A 14,412-nucleotide genomic window follows, 5' to 3' on the forward strand; every position below is an offset into this window, starting at 1 on the left:
CTGCGGAACAGGGAGGCGGCCAGACGAATGCCCGGCGGGCACTGCAACTGCATGGCGTGCAAGACCAGGACGGTCTCCCGGCTCTTCCCCCTGGAACGCCGCGGTATTGGCCGTGGGTCACAGCCCGTCCTGGCGTTTTCCCACCTGCGGGCAGACGCAGGCACAGACGTACAGCCACCCGTAACGGTGTTGGGCGCGCACAGTGGGCGCTTTGCCTCGCTTGGCCCGGCGCCTGCCCACCAGGGGCCTTAACCCCTCACGGTGCTCCTCGGTGCCCGCTTCTAGCGCCTTTGTCCGAATGGGGCGCCGCGCGTGGAAGGGCAGCCCTCACGGCGCCCCCCATTCTCCCCCATGCGCATTTCGCTCGCCGGGCTCGGTCAAAAAGAAGTCCTCCTCTTGACCAATGCGCTAAATGTCCTCCCACTTCTACGCAGCCTACCGCTGGCCGCTCAAGCTTTCCCGCTCCAGCAGCATCGCGTCACCCAGCGAGTAGAACCGGTAACCTTCCGCAAGCGCGGCGTCATAGGCGCCCCGAATGCGGTCCTCGCCCGCGAAGGCGGCCACGAGCAGCATGAGCGTGCTGCCCGGCAGGTGCAGATTGGTGATCAGGAGGTCTGGCACCCGCACCGGCACGCCCGGCACGATGAAGATGGCGGTGTCGCCCTCGCCCTCCCGCACCGTGCCGTCCTCGTTCGCGCTGCTTTCCAGCGCCCGCACAGTGGTGGTGCCCACGGCCACGACGCGCCGGCCCTCCGCCTTCGCGCGGTTGATGGCGGAAGCGGTGGACGCGCTGATTGCGTAGCGTTCGGCGTGCATCACGTGCTCCGACACGCTGCCCGAGATGGGCCGGAAGGTGCCCGCTCCGACGTGGAGGGTAATCGCGCGGCGCTCCACGCCCAGCGCGCCGAGGTGCGCGAGCAGTTCGGGCGTAAAGTGGAGGCCCGCTGTGGGAGCGGCCACACTGCCCGGTTCGCGCGCATAGACGGTCTGGTAGCGCTCGCGCCACGTCTCGTCGCTGTCCCCGGCGTCGATGTAGGGGGGCAGAGGCAGGCGGCCGATCTCGTCGAGGTGAGGCTTGATGTCGCGCTCGAAGCGCAGCAGGCGGGCGCCACCGGGCAGCGTACCGACCACCTCGGCGCGGTGCCTCGCCTCGCCCTCGCCCAGCCACAGCTCCTTGCCTGCGCGCCTCGCCGGCTTGAGGTAGGCGGACCAGACGCTGCACCCCAGTTCTGGCACAGCCTCCTCTCGCAAAAGCAGCACCTCCACCTGGCCGCCGCCGAAGCCGTTCTCCACAGGTTTGCGGGCCATGACCCGCGCTGGAATCACGCGGCTTTCGTTGAAAACAAGCACGTCTCCGGCGCGCAGCAGTTCGGGCAAGTCGTGGAAAATGCGGTGCTCCAACCCTTCGCGCCCCACCACCATCAGCCGAGAGGCGTCGCGCGGCTCGGCCCCCGTCTGGGCGATTCGTTCGGGCGGCAACTCAAAGGCGAGGCGGGCCAACACGGCGTCGGCCTCTGTTCGGGGGTCCGGCATCCCGCTCAGACCTTCTCCACCTTTTCGGCTTTCTCGGCCGACTTGTCGGTGGCCTTCTCAGGACGGGGCTGCCGAGCGGGCATCAAGGCCTGGTCAATGTCGGGCAGGTGGGTAAAGCGGTCCGCCGCGTCGATCAGTTTCTGGGCGGTGTGTTCGCGGAAGGAGATCACCTCCACCCGCTTGCCGCGCTCCTGCAACACTTCCACGATGTCGGTAAAGTCGCCGTCGCCGCTGCCCAACACCACCACGTCGAGGTGGTCCACGAGCCGCACCATGTCCGCTACGATGCCCATGTCCCAGTTGCCCTCGTAGATGGCCTTGCCGCCGTCGGTCACGTGATGCAGCGTCAGGTTCATGCGCCGCACCTTGTAGCCCAGCGCGCTGAGCTTGTAGATGAAGGGCCGCGCCGTGGCCTCGCCCTCGCGCTCCACGGTGTAGGCGATGGCGTGGACGAGTTCCCGGTCCTGGGTGGCGCAGCGCAACAGCGTCTCGAAGTTGACGGTGCGCTCCAACAGGTCGCGGGCAGAGTGGTAGAGGTTCTGGGTATCGATAAAGACGCCCACCCGGGGGCGCGAGACCACGTAGTGCATTGGAGGTTCTCCTGTTGGGGAAAGAAAAGAGGGCCGGGGAAAAGTTGTGCCCAAAGGCAAGGGAGAGCAAAAAGGAGGGGCTGGCCCGCGCCAGCCGGAAGCGCAGGGTTCCCAGAGTCTAGCAATGGAAAAAGACCCGGCGCCGGGGGCCGGGCGCTCTGCGGAAAACGCCCCCCACCAGTTGGCGGCCTGGCCGCTGCCCATCCCCTGGGGGCTGGGTCCCCACTTGTTGGTTCCCGGTTGGCTGTCCATGACCAGAAACACCAGCGCCAGGCCACCCAGCGGGATGAAGCTGATGAGGTACCACCACCCGCTCTTGCCCACGCCGTGCAGTTGGCGCGCCGACACGGCGAGGGCGGGGACCAGCAGGGCCAGGTTACACGCCGTAAACAGCAGGGAAAAGGTCAGCGCGGTGCCGGTGAAGCCAGCGCTGGGGTGGACGCCCCCCATTCTGACGCGGCAAAGCCAGACTGATGAGCGCGCCGTAAATCGCGATCAGCGGAAGAAAGGCGGTTACCCCCTGGATGAGGGCGAACATCCAGTATTCGCGCTCCCGGGCCCGGCCTGTGAAGTCGGCGTCGTGGTTGCGAATGACATTCAGAAATCCGTTCATCCTCTTCCCCGCTGGGCCAGAAAGGCAGCCTTGTAAAGGCAAGCCCCTTCTTAAGCCAGCATAATGGGCAGGTGAGGCTTTGGGAGTCCAGAAGGCTGGTTGCGCGCAACGCACACCTGTTGCTGGCGGCGCTCCTCGCAGCGTGCGCGCCGACCACCGCCCATACGCCGCTCCTTCCCGATACCGCCGCTTCCCTCCCGCCTCCTGCCAACGCTTCTCTCCTCCGCGTGGTGGTGATGGGCGATCAGGGGACGGGCAGCGAGCTTCAGCGCCGGGTGGCGAAGGCCATGCAGACGGTCTGCGGGCAGGAGGGGTGCGACTTGGGCGTGGCGCTGGGCGACAACTTCTACCCTTCGGCGCCGCGGAACGCGCACTCTCCCCTGTTTCGTGAGCGCTTCGCCGACGTGTACGGGCCCCTGAAGATGCCCTTCTTGACGGTGGCGGGCAACCACGACGAATCCTGGATCATCGGTGGAGACGGCGCAGACCCGCGCGGAGCCGAAACTGAAGTCGCCTACGGGCAACTCAACCCACAGTGGGTCATGCCTGCCCGCACCTACCGCGCGCCGGTGGGCGATCTGGTGGAGTTCTTCGCGTTGGATACGTCGCCCCTGGCCGCCTACCTGCCGGGGACCAGGGTGAACGAGCGGCCCGGGGGCTCCTGGGACGCGGCGCAGCGGGCCTGGCTCTCCGGCGCGCTGGCGAGCAGCCAGGCCCGCTGGCGGCTGGTCCTGGGACACCATCCCCTCTTCAGCAACGGCAAGCACGGAGACGCGGGGCGCTACGACGGCCTGCCCTTTGCCTTTCAAAACGGCGGTGCCGTGCGGGACCTGTACGCGCTGGCCTGCGGCAAGGCCGACGCCCTGCTCAGCGGACACGAGCACATCCTGATGGGCTTTGCGCCTCAGCCGGAGTGCCCCGGGACGCGGGTGTGGATCAGCGGGGCGGCGGGCAAGCTCGAACCGGGCGGCCACGGCACGCGCCCCACCACCTTCGCCGTGCAGGACCAGCCCGGTTTTCTGTGGCTGGGCATCACCCGCCAGACGCTGACGCTGCGGGTATGGACGGTGAGCGAGAACGGGGAAGCGCGGCAGGTGTATGTGGAGACGCTGACCAAGCCGTAGGGGATCTGACCGCCGAACAACCAAACGTTCCGGCGGTCATCAGGATTCCGGTGAAGCCGTGATGAACGGATTGACCCCGGCGGCGCAAGCAGGAAAAACGGTGATACAGAGGCGCGAAATCCCGGGAGCGGATGGTCCGGAAACCGGATCAGATCGTCCGGCAGTTTTGCCTCTGGAGCGCGCGCGCGTGCCCTACAGCCCCGCCGCCGCCAGGAAGGCGTCCAGCTTCTGGGGCCGGAAGCCGCTGAGGCTCTGGGCCACGTCGCCGCTGACCAACGTGGGCACGCTGCGCTTGCCGCCATTGACGCTCATCACGTACTCGGCAGCTCCTGCGTCCTGCTCGATATTGATTTCCTCGAAGGAAATCCCCTTGCTGCTCAGGGCACGCTTGGCCGCCACGCAGTCTGGACACCAGCTCGTCGTGTACATCTTAATCATCTCTGACCTCCTGGCCTTACTTTACAAAACAAAGCATAGAAAAAGAACCGGCCCGCTCACCTTCGCTGGACGGCGCGGCCCGGAAAAGCTGAATCGGCCCGCCAAAGAGGCAGGCCGCTGCGAAGACGGTGAAGGTTTAGGCCGGCGCGGGAGCCGGCGTCTCGGTGGTTGCGGCCTCGGCGGCTGGGGTCGCCGGGGCCTCGCCCTGCGTACCCTCACCCACACCCTCGGCGCGCTTGGGGGCGGCTTTGGGAGCCATGATCATGTTCATGTCCATGCCCATCATCGACGGCATGCCCTCGGGAGTACCCACATCGGCCAGGGTGTCGGCCACGCGGTGCAGGATGCGCTCGCCCAGTTCGGGGTGGGTGCGCTCGCGTCCGCGGAACATGATCGTAACCTTGACCTTGTGGCCTTCCAGGAGGAACCGCCTGACGTGCCCAGCCTTGGTCTCGAAGTCGTGGTCATCGATCTTGACGCGGAACTTGATCGCCTTGACTTCATGGGCGCGGGCGCGCTTGCGGGTTTCTTTCTCGTTCTGCTGCTGCTCGTAGCGGAACCGGCCATAGTCGAGCAGGCGGCATACGGGCGGAATGGCCTGTGGGCTGACCATCACCAGATCGAGGCTCTGCTGACGCGCCATGGTCAGCGCCTCGCGCGTGTCGATGATCCCGATCTGCTCGCCCTCAGCGCCGATCAAACGAATCTGACGGACGCGAATTTGCTCGTTGACCTTATGTTCTTTCGCTATTGTCATCACCTCCGCACGCCGGAGCACACGCTGGTGCCCCGGCGGCTCGCAAGCCCTCCATTGTGGGCATGACGGATCATTTTACCACGCACGGCCCCTCAACCGGAAAACGGGCAGGCTTCATGCCCTTCAGGGCGGCCCTTCATCTGTTCATCTGCGCCGCCCTCCTCGCTTGGCTGCGATGCTGCGGGCGTGAACGCCTTCCCTGCCCCCACCCTCCGAACCTTTGGCCCCCAGGCTGCGCGTAACCCAGACCTCGAAGTCCTGCTGACCGACGGCCTGGGCAGCTTCGCCCTTTCCAGCCTGGCGGGCGTGCCTACCCGCTGCTACTCGGGGCTGGCCGTCAGTCACCTGCCGCCCGCGAAACGGTGGCAGCATCTGGTCTCGCCGCTGGAGGTGTTGGAGACAGGCGTGGGAGCCGTCACGCTGCACGCCCTGGAACTTGCGCCCAGCGTGTATGAGGGAGACGGCCTGCGCTGGCTCTCCGGGGCTACGCTGCGGGACCTGCTGCCCGAGCGTGAGCAGTGGGCGCACGGGGTGCGGGTGCGGCGCCGCGCGTGCATGCCCCGGGCCTCGGGCAGCGTGGTGTTCCTGTACGACGTGGAAGCGCGGGACGCAGTGGCGCTGACCCTGGGGGGCTTTTTTGCGGACCGGGACATGCACGCCACGCACGGGGAAGCTCCGGCCCTGACCTTTGAGACGGAAGGAACGCGCGGGACGGTACGCGGAACCCAGAAGACCTGGGTGGAAATGCAGATTTCTGGAGGTGAGGTGGAGGCGGTGCCGCCCCAACCCTTTTCACAGCGGGTGTATTACCGGCACGACGCGGCGCGGGGCGAGCAGGAACATGAGCGGGTCACGGGCGCGGCGCTGTGGCGGGTGACGCTGCCGCCGGGAGGTGGACGGGTGGCCCTCACCGTATCGGGGCTGGAGCAAACGCTTTTCGCCGATCCCTGGGCCGCCTACGAGGAGGAAGCGGCGCGGCGGCGGGCCCTGGCGACTCGGGCCCAGGACGCCGCGCAGCTTCCCAAAGACGAATTCGTCGCCACCCTCGCCGTAGCCGCCGACGCCTACCTCGTGCGGCGGGCACAGCCAGCGGGAGGGAGCGTGATCGCGGGCTATCCCTGGTTCGCCGACTGGGGCCGCGACGCCATGATCGCGCTGACGGGCCTGACCCTGGTGACCGGGCGGCACGCGGAAGCCCGCGAGCTGCTGGACACCTTTCTCCGAACGCTGCGCCGGGGACTGACCCCAAACAATTTTCACGACGACGGCGCTGGGGCCGGGTACAACACGGTAGACGGGGCCCTGTGGCTCGCCGTGGCCCTGGAGCGGTACGTGGAGGCGAGCGGTGACTTGGCCTTTGCGCGCAAAGCCCTGCCCCAGCTACGCGCGTTGCTGAACTGGCACGCCCGGGGCACCGATCACGGCATCGGCATGGACCCGGCGGACGGATTGCTGCTGGCAGGCGAGCCCGGCGTGCAGCTCACCTGGATGGACGTCAAGATCGCGGACTGGGTGGTGACGCCCCGGCACGGCAAACCGGTGGAGGTGCAGGGGCTGTGGCTGGCAGCGCTGCGGGCAGAGGGGGTTCTGGCAGGGAAAGTGGGCGAGGCGTCCCAGTGTGCGGAGGTGCTGAGCCAGGCCCGGGAGGGTTTCGCTACGCTCTGGCAGCCGGACGCCCCTGGAGGCGCGAGATTTGCGGACACCCTGGGCATGGACGGGGAGGCGGACCTCAGCGTGCGGCCGAACACGGCCATTGCCATCGCATTGCCGGAAGTGCCTGCCACCCCCGAGCAACGGGAAGCGACTGTGCGCCAGGCCGAGGCCGAGCTGCTCACTCCGCTGGGGCTGCACACCCTGAGCCCACGTGACGGGCGCTACCGGGGCAACTACGGCGGCGATCAGGTGCTGCGCGACGCGGCGTACCACCAGGGCACTGTCTGGCCCTGGCCGCTGGGCGCGTATATAGATCTGCTGCTCGCGCAGGGTGAGGCGGAACGCGCGGACGCCGCTCTCGACGGCCTACGGGGCCATCTCTGGGAGGCTGGACTGGGCCACGTCAGCGAGGTCTTCGCGGGAGAGACCCTCGTGCCGGGCGGCTGCCCCTTTCAGGCGTGGAGCGTGGCGGAGGTGCTGCGCGCCCACGTGCGGGTCCGGCAGACCCGGGGTGCAGCACGTCCAGACGAGTCTCCCACTGCGCCTTGACGCCCCTTCGGACGCACGCCTAGTGTTTGTGTCATGGAGACACTCTCGCTTCCGCCCCAGGCCACACAAGTGGGTCTGGCGGTGGACGTGGCGGCCTTCGCCATGCACGCGGGAGAGCTGAGGGTCCTGCTGGTGCAGCGTGGCGAATTGCCCCACGCCCGCACCTGGGCGCTGCCGGGCGGTTTCGTGCAGGTGGGCGAGGCCCTGCACGAGGCCGCCCTGCGTGAACTGGGTACCGAAACCACCGTGAAGCTTGAACCCCGCCACCTGGAGCAGTTCTATACCTTTGGGGAGGTTAACCGGGACCCACGCGGGCGCATCGTGTCCGTCGCGCACCTGGCCGTGCTGCCCCACGGTACGGTCGAAGTGGCGGGAGGCGGGCACACCCTGGGCGCGGCGTGGTTTCCGGCCCACACGCCTCCCACCCTGGCCTTCGATCACGCCGCCATCCTGGACCGCGCGATCAAGCGGCTGCAGCTGCGGCTGGAGTACGCCAACCTGGCGCTGGAATTCCTGCCCGACACCTTTACGCTGCCGGAGTTGCAGGGTGTGTACGAGGCCATCCTCAACCGCCCGCTGGACAAGCGGAATTTCCGCAAACGCCTCCTCGCCCAGAGCATTCTGGTGGCAAGTGGCGAGCGGCGCAGCGGCGTGGGCCGCCCCGCCCAGCTCTACCGCCGGGCCAAGGGAACGCGAACGGCGGCGCTGTAGGGGTCAGCGGAGCTTCAGGGCTGAAACGTCCTCGGATCTGGCGCGGCCTCGCACGTTGGCTCCACGATGTCCACCCACCCCAGGGGCTTCAGGCTGCGGCCACAGGCCTTGATGTAGGCCTCGGCGTAACGCTCGGGCCACTGTTCCTGAATCTGCTGGTGGTAGGCGCTCAACCCTGCCGTATTCGCTCCCAGCTTCAGGTAACGCCCCGCCGCACAGTGGCCGTACTCGTGCGCCGCCACCCGCACGAGGTCCCCGCGCGAGAGGGCCGGATCGATGTCCACCACGCACGTTTGCCCCAGTGGCCCGGTCAGGGTATAGCCCGCGTAGAATCCGTCTGACCCGCGCTTGAGTGTTCCGGGCGTGACCCAACGCCACGTCACGCCCACGCCGTACACGGTGGTGGTCCACTGGGCCGTGTCGCGGGGCGAGGCAACGAAGGTGCAGCCGCCCAGGAGGCAGGCCAGGAGGCAAAGCGGACGTCGGCGCATGACAGCCGCAGTAGAGCGTACCCGGATGTGAAGAGCCCTGAGCGTGAGCCGGGGCAGGGCAAGCGGAAGCGGGGCACGGTAAACTGACGCCGCACCTGAAGGCGGGCTGCCAGTCGGACGAGCCCTCAGCGTACAGACGAGGAGAAACGCGCGTATGGACATGAAAAAATTGATGAAACAGATGCAGCAGGCCCAGGCCGCCGCTTCCAAAATCCAGGAGAATCTCGCTGCGCAAACGGTGGAGGGCACGGCCAGCGGCCTCGTGACCGTCACCATGAACGGGCACGGCAAGGTGCTGGGACTCAAGATCAACCCAGGGGCCGTGGACCCGGACGACGTGGAAGCCCTTGAAGACCTGCTGCTCGTCGCGCTGCAAGACGCGTCGGGCAAGGCCGACGCGCTGCAGCAGGAAGCGACGAACGGGCTGAGGATTCCCGGCTTCTGATGGGGAGGCGCCTGTTGCCAGTCGCCAGTCGCCAGGGAGGGAGGGCGTGAAGTACCCGCCCTCTCTGGTGGCGCTTATCCGGGAGTTGTCGCGGCTCCCGGGCATCGGACCCAAAAGCGCGCAGCGGCTCGCGTTCCACCTGTTCGAGCAGCCACGCGAGGACATCGAGCGGCTGGCAGGAGCGCTCCTGGCAGCCAAGCGGGAGCTGCATACCTGCCCGGTCTGCTTCAACATCACGGACGCCGAACGCTGCGACGTGTGCAGCGACGCCTCGCGCGATCAGGGGCTGGTGTGCGTGGTGGAGGAACCCGGCGACGTGATCGCCATTGAGCGCAGCGGCGAATACAGCGGGCTGTACCATGTGCTGCACGGCGTTCTGAGCCCCATGAACGGCGTCGGGCCTGAGCAGCTGCATATCCGGCCCCTGCTGCCGCGCGTGCAAGAGGGCATGGAGGTGATCCTCGCGACGGGCACCACCGTGGAGGGTGACGCCACCGCGCTGTACCTTCAGCGGCTGCTCGAACCGTTGGGGGCCACCGTGAGCCGCATTGCCTACGGTCTGCCGGTGGGCGGCGCGCTGGAATACGCCGACGAGGTAACGCTGGGCCGAGCGCTGACCGGGCGGCAACGGGTCAGCAAGGCGTAGCCGCCGCTTCCCCTCCGGCCCTGCCTGAATCTTCCAGGCAGGGCCGCTTTCTCTGGCCCACCGCTGCCTTACCGTAATCCCATGACGCGCGCCTCCAACCCCCGGCCTCCCGCCCCGTCTGACGCGTGGCTGCGGCCCGTTCCCCTGACCGGCAGGCGCGTCTCCCTCGTGCCGCTCACGCCAGACCATGCGCCTGACCTGCACGCGGGAGCGGACGAGGACACCTACGCCCTGCTCTCGCGGGGGGGACCGGAACCGCGCAGCGTGGAGGGCTGGGCCAGCTACATCACGCGGCTCAACGCTCTGCCCACCCGGATCAACTGGGCCGTGCTCGTGGAGGGACGGGCGGTGGGCCGCATCAGTTACAGCGAGGTTCGCGCGGGAGACCGCTGGGTGGAGGTGGGCACCATGCTCGTTCCCAGCGCGCAGGGGGTGGGCGTGAACCCGGAGGCCAAACTGCTGCTGATGGACCGGGCCTTCGACGTGCTGGGCGCGAACCGCGTTCACTTTAAGGTGGACGCCCGCAATGCCCGCAGCCTGCGCGCGGTGGAAAAGCTGGGGGCTGTGCGGGAAGGGGTGCTGCGGCAGTACCAGGTGCGCCCTGACGGTTACGCCCGCGACAGCGTGATGTTTAGCGTCTTGCACAGCGAGTGGCCGGAGGTGCGCGCCGGACTGGAGGCCCGGGTGGAAGCTGGAAGATGAGAACGCCTCCGGAAACGGGCACATGGCAGCGGGTAGACTGCCCCCCATGCCTGCCGCCTCCCTTCTCCGCTGCGCCCGCCTTCGCCGCAACTGGACGGCCCTCGCGCTGCTGCCGCTGCTCGCTGCTCCCGCCGGGGCGCTGATCGTGCCCATGGGCGGCTGGACGCCGGTGAACGGCGACGCAAACCTCTGGACCGATTCGCTCGGGGCGTGCGTGCTGCGTGAGGAACGCCACGGCCAGGCGTTTCCCCTGCTGAAGACGGAGGCCGAGGCCCTGACCTTCGCCCGCCGCCTGCAGACCAGTCTGTCCCGAAGCCTAAAAAAGAGCGGCGTGGGCGATCTGGTCACGCAGCCTGTGTTTCGCAACGACACCTGGGGCGTTCTGGCCGCCTACAGCCAGGAGGCGAACGGAGTCACCTACGAGATCAGCCAGCTGTACCTCAGCGACTCGGGTCTGCTGCGCACCGTGACGGGCAGCAGCGCCCAGCGCGAGGCCAGTCCCTGCGTAAACGAAATGCGGGAGTTTTTGCGCTACGAGGTGGATTAGGCATTTCCCGCCCTGAAGGCCCAACCGGTTTGACGGCCAGACCCTTCCGAGGAGTACCCTGCCCTCCTATGGCCCGCCGAGTCAATCCCATTCAGGACCGGAGGCGACGCGCGGCGCTGGAGCAGGCGGCGTACCTGGCGATCTACGAACGCGGCTACGCGGGCGTGACGCTCTCCGACGTTGCGGGGTACGCTGGCGTGAGCAAGGGCACGCTGGCCTACCACTTCGGCAGCCGCTCGGGCCTGCTCGCCGCCGTGATGCGCCGCTTTACCCGCACCATCACCGTCGCCACCCGGCGGGCGCTGCGGCAGGCGGCCACGCCCGGGGCCAAGCTCGCCGCCTACGTGGACAACCAGTTTTACGGCGTCGAAAACACCCGGCGCTTTTACACCGTCGCGCTGGACTTCCTGGCTGCCGCCACCCGGGACCCCGAACTGATGGCCGTGCAGCGCGACTTTCAGCGCGAAACCCTGACGCTGGATCTGGAGCTGGCGCGGCTGGGCGGAGAAGCGGGAGCCGAGGAGCGGGCGCGGCTTATGCGCGCCGTGGTGGAGGGCCTGAGCGTGCGCTTTCTGGCCGACGCGGAGCCCGATTTGACAGCTTATAGGGCGGAGTGCTTGCGGGGACTGCGGGCGCTGCTGGGGTGGCCGGCGGAGGCGGCGCCCGCAGGAGAAAGCGCCTGAGGCGGGAGAATCTCCCCTGACGCAACGTACACAGCTGCGAAGCAGCGAGGGTCCTCCGGACCAAGGGGTGAGGGGCTCCAAAACGCCGTCCTACCCCACCTCCAGCCGCCCCAATGCCGCCGCGATCTGCCGCGCCCCCTCAATCAGACGCGGCCCCGGACGGCCCAGTCCGCTCTCGGGCACGCAGGCGACAGGCACGCCCAGCCCCCGCGCCTCAATCACTTCAGGACGCAGTTTTTTCGCCCCACACCACGAGCAGACGATCAGATCGGGCCTTGAGGCGCGCACCTCGTCCAGCGTTAGCGGCGTGCTGCGGCCTGGCCTGTCTTTCAGCGCGTTCTCGGCCCCCAGCGTCTCCAGCAGGTCCGTGACCCACGACTCGCGGGTCGCGGCAATGATGGGCCTGGGCCACCACTCCACCAGGACGCGCGGAGGACGGGGGTAGCTGCGGGCCAGGGCGTGCAGTTCGCGCTCCAGCAAGGCGGCGATTTCATCGGCGTGGCCCTCCAAGCCGATGGCCCTCCCAATCTCGCGGATGCTGCCCAGGGTGGCCGGCACGCTTACGGGATCGAGGACGAGCAGGGGCAGGCCCGCCGCCCGGACCGCCTCCACCACCCGCGCCATGCCAGGCACGCTCAGGCTGCCCAGCACGAGGTCCGGCCGTAACTTTCGCAGCGCTTCCACGTCGATATTCAGGTCAGGACCCAGCCGCACGGCCCCGTCCATCCCCGGCGCGTCACTGTGGCTGTCGGCGGCGACCATCCAGCCGCTGACCCCCAGCGCGGCGAGAATGTCCGAGTTCGAGGAGGTCAGCGAGGCGAGGCGGAGGGGCACGGCGGACATGGGGAGAGGATAACGAACCGACCGCAGAACGTATGGGAATTCCCCGACCGAAACACCAAAGAAAGGCCCACCAGCCGCAGTCAAACGCCCCCTGACCGTGTGGTAGGGTGACGGGTATGAAGAACACGTTTGCCGTCACCATGACGCTGCTGCTGGCGCTGACGCTGGGCGGCTCGCTGACGGGTTACCGCATGGCCACCACCCCCCACGAGGCCGAGAAGGCCGGGGCCCAGGGCACCGCCGAGAGCGCGAGCACCCCCTCGGGCGCGGGTACCAGCAACGTCGCCGTGGGCACCAAGGGCGACGGCGTGGTGTCCAACCAGGAGGCGGCCGTGAACGCCGGCGAGAGCCGTCCCCTCGCCGCACCCGGCGGCGACGGCCCCAACGCCACCATGAACGGCGCCACCGTAACCCTCCAGAACAAGGCGGGCGGCCCCAACGCCGGTGTGACCGGCGAGGTCCCCCAGACCGGCAAGGTGGCGGGCGCGGCCACCTCGGCTCCCGGCGGTAACTCTGACGTGGCCCCCGGTGCCCAGACAGACAGTGGGGCCGAGCAGAGCCCGGGGGGCGTGAGCGGCGACAAGACCCAGTCGCCCACCTCCAACGACACGGACAAGACTGAACTCGGCCAGACCGGGGCCTCCAACACCGAGAAGGCGGCGGCGGGCAGCCCCGGCATGAGCGACTCCAAGGCCGCTGAGGTTTCCAGCGCCCTCAGCGGCGATACGGCCGAGGGCCAGAAGAAGTTCGTCGCCACCTGCTCGGGCTGCCACGGCCCCGATGGCAAGGGAGGCATAGGTCCGGCCCTGAACGGCGACAAGGGCCCCGGCACCTGGATGATCGAGCAGTTCCAGGCCGCCGTCCGTCAGGGCCATGCCCCGGACCGCGAACTGGGGGCCGTCATGCCGCGCTTTACGACCGAGCAACTCAGCGACGAGGACCTTACCGACATCTACGCTTACCTCAAGACGCTCCGGCAATAGGCTGCGCGTCGGAGCGCCTGTCCTTCGGGGCAGGTTTTTCGTTGTCAGGCCTGAAGGTCCAAGGGTCTGACCGCCTCATAAGGATGCGGGTAAATCCGCGACTTCATCACGGGCCAACCCGAGCGGACGTGCAGCGCTGCGCCGCAAAGCGAGTAGGAAAAACGGTGACACAAAGGCGCGAAATCACCGAAGCGGAGGGGATAGAACGGATGATCCGGAAAGCGTATCACCGCTGAGTATCACCGCCGTATCCTGGGCCGGTGACCTCCAGGCTGCTGCTCTCCACCCCCCCCCTACCCCAGTTTGGACTGGAGGTGGAGGAGGCGACGTTGGAGGGACTGACCGGCGCAGTGGGTCTGCTCGTGCCCCATGACGGTGAGCCTGTCGCGGATGTGCGGGCGCGCCCGGACCGCTGGGCGCGGCTCACGCTGGTGTCGCAGGCCGTGCGGCGAGGACTGCCGGTGCTGGGCTGGGGTGCAGGCGCAGCGCTTTTGGGCCGGGTCCTGGGCGCGAAGGTGCGGGCCGAGCCGCAGCCCGGCCTCGCGGACGAGTGGGCCGAGTTGCCCCGCGACGCCGAGGTTGTGCAGCGGCAGGGCGAAGCGCCGCTGCTGTGGCAGGCGGGGCAGGTCACGGCCTGGGCGGGCGTAGACTTGCCACCCGAGGTTCTCGCCGAGTTTCTGGAAGGGCGAACGCTGCCGAAGGGCGCGCGGCAGATCGACGCACTCGAAACGGTAGGTGGCGAAGCTGGCCTGCGCCTCCTGCTGGATGATTTCTATGCCCGTATCCAGCACGACGAGGTGCTGGGTCCAATCTTTGCCGTCCACGTCGAGGACTGGGACGCACATCTGGACCGGGTCACGGCCTTCTGGGTAACGGTGCTGAGCGGCGCTGCGGTATGGCGGGGCAACCTGAATCACGTACACGCGAGGCTGGGTATTCGGGGCGTTCATCTGGAACGCTGGCTGACCCTCTTTCAAGAAGCGGCGGAGCGGCACCTCTCCCCCGAAGCAGCGAGGCTCCTGACCTGGCGGGCTGGGGCGATGGGCGCACGCCTGGGTCGCCGGGGGGTGGGGAACCGTCCTCATTCAAGACGCGTACCGTAGG

The 14,412-nt window shown here is 68.2% G+C and carries 17 protein-coding genes and 1 pseudogene; 10 read left to right on the plus strand and 8 right to left on the minus strand.

The genetic code is table 11. The features are described 5' to 3' along the window. Positions 1-435: 435 nt before the first annotated feature. The 4 genes and pseudogenes from queA to B9A95_RS34755 all read right to left on the minus strand — a co-directional run bounded on the left by queA (position 436) and on the right by B9A95_RS34755 (position 2,736). A complete protein-coding gene (gene queA / locus B9A95_RS23450) occupies positions 436-1,533 on the minus strand; it encodes a tRNA preQ1(34) S-adenosylmethionine ribosyltransferase-isomerase QueA (RefSeq protein WP_084049480.1) in 1,098 nt (365 codons plus the stop codon). Between the two features lie 5 nt (positions 1,534-1,538). After that, positions 1,539-2,123 (minus strand): LabA-like NYN domain-containing protein, encoded by a 585-nt coding sequence (locus B9A95_RS35655; RefSeq protein WP_139807079.1) that lies wholly within the window; start codon positions 2,121-2,123, stop codon positions 1,539-1,541. A 276-nt stretch (positions 2,124-2,399) separates the two neighbouring features. After that, positions 2,400-2,573, minus strand: a pseudogene (locus B9A95_RS35660) (DUF805 domain-containing protein); the annotation flags it as partial. After that, on the minus strand, positions 2,500-2,736 hold the full coding sequence (locus B9A95_RS34755; protein WP_212648373.1) for a DUF805 domain-containing protein: 237 nt from the start codon (positions 2,734-2,736) through the stop codon (positions 2,500-2,502). The gene B9A95_RS34755 and the pseudogene B9A95_RS35660, both read right to left, overlap by 74 nt. Before the next feature lie 71 nt (positions 2,737-2,807). On the opposite strand from B9A95_RS34755, the gene B9A95_RS23460 reads away from it, so the two are divergent. Beyond that, entirely contained in the window at positions 2,808-3,860 is a 1,053-nt protein-coding gene (locus tag B9A95_RS23460) for a metallophosphoesterase (protein WP_245808454.1), read from the plus strand. A 192-nt stretch (positions 3,861-4,052) separates the two neighbouring features. Here the strand turns inward: B9A95_RS23460 and B9A95_RS23465 are convergent, their stop codons facing one another. Together B9A95_RS23465 and infC are read right to left on the minus strand one after the other, a co-directional pair. Then, positions 4,053-4,298: a glutaredoxin domain-containing protein gene (locus B9A95_RS23465; RefSeq protein WP_084049482.1), complete on the minus strand. Its 246-nt coding sequence runs from the start codon at positions 4,296-4,298 to the stop codon at positions 4,053-4,055. 136 nt (positions 4,299-4,434) lie between these two features. After that, entirely contained in the window at positions 4,435-5,058 is a 624-nt protein-coding gene (gene infC, locus B9A95_RS23470) for a translation initiation factor IF-3 (protein WP_084050934.1), read from the minus strand. 183 nt (positions 5,059-5,241) lie between these two features. Here infC and B9A95_RS23475 point away from each other — a divergent pair, with 183 nt between their 5' ends. Together B9A95_RS23475 and B9A95_RS23480 are read left to right on the plus strand one after the other, a co-directional pair. Further along, positions 5,242-7,257, plus strand: coding sequence for an amylo-alpha-1,6-glucosidase (locus tag B9A95_RS23475; protein WP_245808455.1), 2,016 nt, complete (start codon positions 5,242-5,244; stop codon positions 7,255-7,257). 33 nt (positions 7,258-7,290) lie between these two features. After that, positions 7,291-7,968, plus strand: coding sequence for an NUDIX hydrolase (locus B9A95_RS23480; RefSeq protein ID WP_084049484.1), 678 nt, complete (start codon positions 7,291-7,293; stop codon positions 7,966-7,968). 14 nt (positions 7,969-7,982) lie between these two features. Here the strand turns inward: B9A95_RS23480 and B9A95_RS23485 are convergent, their stop codons facing one another. Next, positions 7,983-8,459, minus strand: coding sequence for a hypothetical protein (locus B9A95_RS23485; RefSeq protein ID WP_084049485.1), 477 nt, complete (start codon positions 8,457-8,459; stop codon positions 7,983-7,985). A gap of 154 nt (positions 8,460-8,613) precedes the next feature. On the opposite strand from B9A95_RS23485, the gene B9A95_RS23490 reads away from it, so the two are divergent. From B9A95_RS23490 to B9A95_RS23510, 5 genes are all read left to right on the plus strand, one after another. Further along, positions 8,614-8,904 (plus strand): YbaB/EbfC family nucleoid-associated protein, encoded by a 291-nt coding sequence (locus B9A95_RS23490; RefSeq protein ID WP_084049486.1) that lies wholly within the window; start codon positions 8,614-8,616, stop codon positions 8,902-8,904. 46 nt (positions 8,905-8,950) lie between these two features. After that, a complete protein-coding gene (gene recR / locus B9A95_RS23495; RefSeq protein ID WP_084049487.1) occupies positions 8,951-9,550 on the plus strand; it encodes a recombination mediator RecR in 600 nt (199 codons plus the stop codon). Between the two features lie 81 nt (positions 9,551-9,631). Next, positions 9,632-10,252: a GNAT family N-acetyltransferase gene (locus B9A95_RS23500; protein WP_084049488.1), complete on the plus strand. Its 621-nt coding sequence runs from the start codon at positions 9,632-9,634 to the stop codon at positions 10,250-10,252. Between the two features lie 46 nt (positions 10,253-10,298). Beyond that, positions 10,299-10,799 (plus strand): hypothetical protein, encoded by a 501-nt coding sequence (locus tag B9A95_RS23505; protein WP_084049489.1) that lies wholly within the window; start codon positions 10,299-10,301, stop codon positions 10,797-10,799. Between the two features lie 68 nt (positions 10,800-10,867). Beyond that, a complete protein-coding gene (locus B9A95_RS23510; protein ID WP_084049490.1) occupies positions 10,868-11,482 on the plus strand; it encodes a TetR/AcrR family transcriptional regulator in 615 nt (204 codons plus the stop codon). A 90-nt stretch (positions 11,483-11,572) separates the two neighbouring features. Here B9A95_RS23510 and B9A95_RS23515 read toward each other — a convergent pair whose 3' ends face one another. Continuing rightward, complete coding sequence (locus B9A95_RS23515) at positions 11,573-12,325, minus strand: helical backbone metal receptor (RefSeq protein ID WP_084049491.1); 753 nt, start codon at positions 12,323-12,325, stop codon at positions 11,573-11,575. Between the two features lie 116 nt (positions 12,326-12,441). Here B9A95_RS23515 and B9A95_RS23520 point away from each other — a divergent pair, with 116 nt between their 5' ends. Then, a complete protein-coding gene (locus tag B9A95_RS23520) occupies positions 12,442-13,308 on the plus strand; it encodes a c-type cytochrome (RefSeq protein WP_084049492.1) in 867 nt (288 codons plus the stop codon). Positions 13,309-13,568: 260 nt separating this feature from the next. Further along, positions 13,569-14,411: a group III truncated hemoglobin gene (locus tag B9A95_RS23525; protein ID WP_084049493.1), complete on the plus strand. Its 843-nt coding sequence runs from the start codon at positions 13,569-13,571 to the stop codon at positions 14,409-14,411. The last annotated feature ends 1 nt before the right edge of the window (position 14,412 follow it).

It is taken from the genome of Deinococcus hopiensis KR-140, assembly GCF_900176165.1.
Taxonomy (GTDB): domain Bacteria; phylum Deinococcota; class Deinococci; order Deinococcales; family Deinococcaceae; genus Deinococcus; species Deinococcus hopiensis.